Origin of the sequence: Phormidium pseudopriestleyi FRX01 (genome assembly GCF_017313335.1) — a bacterium.
GTDB lineage: Bacteria > Cyanobacteriota > Cyanobacteriia > Cyanobacteriales > Laspinemataceae > Laspinema > Laspinema pseudopriestleyi.
In genome coordinates this window covers 1-5,037 of record NZ_JAFLQW010000422.1, presented here as the reverse complement: position 1 = coordinate 5,037, position 5,037 = coordinate 1, and the positions used below count along the sequence as shown (strand labels likewise).

At 50.5% G+C, this 5,037-nt stretch carries 3 protein-coding genes; all 3 read right to left on the bottom strand.

What is annotated here, in order from left to right:
- Positions 1-41: 41 nt before the first annotated feature.
- Entirely contained in the window at positions 42-1,487 is a 1,446-nt protein-coding gene (locus tag J0895_RS15795) for a hypothetical protein (RefSeq protein WP_207089004.1), read from the bottom strand.
- 251 nt (positions 1,488-1,738) lie between these two features.
- Positions 1,739-2,824 carry a phage tail protein gene (locus tag J0895_RS15790; RefSeq protein WP_207089003.1) on the bottom strand — a complete coding sequence of 362 codons (1,086 nt, stop codon included), beginning with the start codon at positions 2,822-2,824 and terminating at the stop codon, positions 1,739-1,741.
- 38 nt (positions 2,825-2,862) lie between these two features.
- The coding region (locus J0895_RS15785; RefSeq protein ID WP_207089002.1) for a putative baseplate assembly protein at positions 2,863-5,037 on the bottom strand (2,175 nt) is incomplete at its 5' end.

Sequence of the window (5,037 nt, the reverse complement as noted above, 5' to 3'; positions counted from 1 at the left end):
CCAATGACCAATGACAATTGACCAATGACCAATGACAAATCCTAATCGGGGACTTGGGTTATTGGGAATTCCTTGGCTTTTTGTAATTGGGTGAGTTTCCGACGGGTGCGGGCATAATGTAAAATATTAATGCCCATTTCCTGTGCCGTCCGAATGGTTTCTCTCCCTAACGAGAGCTTTTCATCTAATCCCCAAGCAGCGGATAAATTCCCGATGAAAATTATAATTCCTCCCCCGGCTAATATTTTTAAGGCTTGTCCATTGACAGTGGGTAAGGCTGAAAATAGAAAAGGTTGAGTTCTTAGGGGGTGATTCCGGCTGAGGGAATCCAAGTCTTCTAAAGGGATTCCTAAGTCTCGGGCAAATTTTTTAAAGGCGGAAGATAGAGTATTAATTTCTTCGCTCAAGGCACTTTTAATCGAAATTAATTCTTCTTCTAGGGATTTATGAATTTCCAGATAATTCGCCAGTTGTTCATTCCGAGAAGCGGAAGCAGTTTTCCCCGAGGTTTCATTGGTTTCATTGGGAACATTCAGACTAATTTCCATGCGGGCGATCGCCTCTTGTAATTGATGCTGCAATCCAATCAATTCCTCGACTTTGCTCCCCTTAATAGATGCCTCCACCAATAGCACTCCTCCCATCTCTATATATTGACTCAAAATGTCAAATTCTCCGGGACTCAGGGAGAGAGAGGGGTGAGTTTTAAAATATAAGACATCGTAGGTAATTAAGTCATTAATTTCCCCAGGCGACTGCAAGGTAAATTGTCCAATTTCATTGAAACCTTGCCAGACTGGATAAAGACCGGCGATCGCCTGACTCAAATAGGCCAAATTAGCATAAATTTGAGCATCTTCTGGAGTATTTTTAACCACCTGTGCTAGTCGCACCACCGCCTGGGTTCGCGCATTCGCTTGGGGTCGATATCGCAAGTCTAAATTATTCACCCCAGGAAACCAGGCATCTAAAGCCGTAGAAAGTTCCACCTCCCCTGGTTGCAGCAAAATGCGACAAAGTTCGACCTCCCACTCTGCCGGGGGGCTATTTTTTTCATCAATTCTAAAGGATTCGGTGACAATATCTCCATTCCCATTTTCCTCCCGCACCAATCCATCTGGGTCTACATAACTGACCACCAGATAAACCATTAATGGTTTCCCCATCAGCGCCGCAGAAGTAATCCGAAAATCAATCGGTTCGGGAATCACAATCAAATTCCCAAACAAATCAATAGCAATCCCCGGCTGAATTTGCAACCATCGTTTATCCCGATATGCTGAGGGAATATCATTGGGAGGTTCAATTACCCGCACCCCCATATCACTGACAATTCCCGGTTGATTCAAGGATTGAAAATGAGCATTTTGGCGATGGCGGTGGTAGTCATGAGCCAAGCGCCACCGTTCGGCATCAATTAATAGTCCATCGCTCACGTGCAGCCGATTTAAGGGTTTGATATTGGGAGGGAGCCAAGGGAGTGTCATGTTAGAAATTTACCAATTATAGGGTTGTTCTTTGTCATTGGTCATTGGTCGTTGGTCCTTTGGAGTTGTAAAGTTGTAGAGTTGTAGGGTGGGCACTGCCCACCTACTGTAAGGTGGGCAGTGCCCACCCTACAATTACTGCTACTCAATTCGTTGCATAGTATTAACGGGATTGATATATAAGTCATAAGTAGAGTTGTAGGCACTGCCCACCTACTGTAAGGTGGGCAGTGCCCACCCTACAATTACTGCTACTCAATTCGTTGGATAGTATTAACGGGATTGATATATAAGTCATAAGTACAAAATGCGGGTTTTTCTTGTGCGATAATTTTCCGAACCAGAGTTTCATCAATTTGGTTGGGATAGTCGGGTCGGAGTTTGACAATAAAATGATAGGGTTGTCCACCCCCGACGCTGGTATCTTCTCCTAAGCGACTTCTTCCAATTACTAATCCCTGGGTGAAAACTTCAGAGATGCTGATATGTTTTTCATCTTCCGGAAGATGGTCATCCAGGGGCAAATTGGTATAAAGATACAGATAAAAACGCAATCCCCGACGAGTGCCGCGCCAACGATAGAGTTCGATCGCATGCCGGATGAGATAGCGCTGCTGGGTCAGACTCAGATGCGGGTCGATTTCCCACCCCATCCAGTACGCCAAAAAGGGTAAGAGGCTTTCCGGGGCCATCAGGGGGTCAAGGTAGGCCCACAACGCATCCATTGCCTGCACTGTGGGTTCAAAACTCTGCTCGAAAATCGACAGCAATCGACCGATGAAGTCTACTTCCTGGTAGAGTTCTGGTAAAAATTCCAGGTAGAGACTCCGAGGACGCAAGTAGAGGTTGAAGGCAGCGGAATCCCGATGTTCTTTGGTGCGATTTTCCTCAGTGCAAGAGACGCTCAAGCGGCCTTGAAAATCCAAAAGAGCAGGATTGGTACTGACAATCTCTGGACTCTCGAAGAAGTTGGGGGGAACGTTGAAGTAGAGGACCGCTTCCATCTTGCCGAACGGAGGCAGTTCGTGACCTTCGGTTCCCAGTTGGCACCACTGAGGGGGAAAGTTGCCTGTTACGGCAGCATTGACTTGGAGGGTGCGATCGCCAATATTTTCCAGCTTGACTAGGATTTCACTAGGTTCTCCCGGATGCAATACGAGGTCACAACGGTTTCTGGGGGGTGGTAAAACATTCCTGGTGTTGACGTTGGGCGATCGCCCCCCTTCGGCAATCTCCAACGCTTCGTGCCACCGTCCCACCGGGCCGGTGGGTGCTTCTGGCACTTGCATGGGCACCAATTGCAGTTTTAGGGGTAGTAGGTCACGAGCTTGAGTCATGAGGGTTGAACCACGGATTTCACAGATTTTCACGGAGTTTAGAGGACGCTGATGGTGTGACCCGATCGCAAAGTATCATTGCGCCAGGAACAGACTAAACCCAAGGGACCGGGGTTGATTACCGGGTCTCGGGGGAGACTTCGCACCCAAACCCCATTACGACGGCGCAGTTCAACAAGTTGGACAGAACCGAGATAGAGGACGCCGGGAATGTTTTGCAGAATTGTCACGATATCCGAGGGATAGACAGGCCGTCCAAAAGGCCATCCCGTCCTGTCGGGTCCCCCAGTCAGGGGATTGAGGAAGCGATAGAGGGCGACTTGCATCGAGAAGATGATTTGCTGTTGGGCGCTAGGATTTTTATATTCCGGTTTGAGGGCGACTTCTGTCTGCACCGATACTCCCATATAGTCGGGTTGGTTGCATTGGACCTGAACCCCCAGCAAGCGGCGATCGTCCAGGTAGTTGAGCACTCGATTGACGAGGACTGGTCCGAGGTTAAACAAGTCCGGCTCAATGCCTTCGCCGCGTTCAATGCTGAGAGTGTCCGGTTTGGGGACTAGCAGCATTCGCACAGTTCCCGCTTCGGATTTGTGGGTGGGGGGTAAGCAGAGGGTCCGGGCGACTGCGCCTTGTCCGGCTTCTAGGGTCAGGGTTTCAAAATCTTCTACAGTGACCGCGCGATCGCGAGTGCGGAGCATTCTGGGTGCTCTAATCACCGCTTCATCCAGGGATTCGCTATCGGCACCCCCCCGTCCCGGCAGATGGTTAATTACTGCGGCAACGTAAGGCACGGCTGATTTGACAATTTGAATAGTTCCGGCTTGGACATTGCCTCGCAGTCCGCCTCCGGTCCGGTAGCTGATAATTTGAAGATTTGCCCCTCGGGGGGGAACTACTCCATATTGTCGTTCCATCGACTCGATTCCCGTCGCCGTCATCGGTTCAAAGGCATTGCGATCGCCCTGACCTCCATTCCTTAAGGCTAAGGAACCCTGACGCGCCCCTTGCTCCGATGCCCGCCAAGCCATTTTTTCCCGCAGTTGAGTCGGTTCGCGGATCAGGGGTCCGAATTGGACCTTTCCGGTGAGGGAATCGAGAGTGTAATGCAGGTCTTCCGGCCCGGAGGTGGAAAAATCATTGACTTCTTGCCAGATTTGGGGTAGCGCTCCGATGGGCGTGACCAGGATATATTCATCTTCCCGTCGCGGCAGTACCGGCACCCCTTGTAACTGAAAGGTTTGTCCCGGATTGCCGTCACTTTCGCCGAGGATTTCATTGCGAATCAGGGTACTTTGGGAGGCGGTGACACTGCCGCCAATGGAACGGGCGCTCAATCCGACGATTCGGGGCGATCGCGTATATCCCGCTTGATAGGTTCCCGGTTGAGTATAAACGCAGCGGACCCACCGACCTTGGTAGGTAAAAAAGTGCGTCACCGGCCAAGTTTTTGGCATATGCAACACCACATCTACCCCGGAAAGAGGGTCGCCCCCTTGTCGGACGATTTCGCTAAAGCTAAATCCTTGGGTTTTATCATCCGATTCATGGAGGAGAATCGGTTGCCACTTTTCCCCATTCCACCCTTCCCACCGTCGCGGAGCCATATCGGGGTTAATGCCGGTGGAGGTAGCTGCTTCCCCTTTCAAGGTGAGGGCGATGACATTTCCTTCGATGAGCGCTTCGGAATCGAAGACCAGGTAAAAGCAATTCCCCGGTTCTGGGGTATCGTCAAAAAACGGCAACTCTAACCCTTGCCACTCCCCGTTACGTTCCATCCGCCAAGACCCGATGAGGCGATCGCGCAAAATCTGCGGTTCCTGTTCCGCAGAAGGTGCCGTTAGCAAATGCCGGATGCGAGGTTTGTCCACTGCTACCGGCGCATCGGTACTAAACACGATCGCCTCCTCCTCTTCCGTCCGCACCGTCGCCACCTCCGTCCCTGCCGGAATCGTGTAATTTTCAGGTAAGGAGGCACTCATATAAAACGTGACCTCAGTTTTAGCCGGAGTCGGTGGACGTAAGCGCACCCCCAACAACTCCAGAAACGTCACATAATTGCGACGCGGCACCTGATTAAATCGGGCCAACATTTGGTCCGTCATCCAGGCAAACAGTTCCACCAGAGTTACCCCGGGGTCACTGGGATTATAATTCGTCCATTCCGGACAGTAGCGAGGAATTCGTAATAGGCATTCATCCACCAAGTCCTG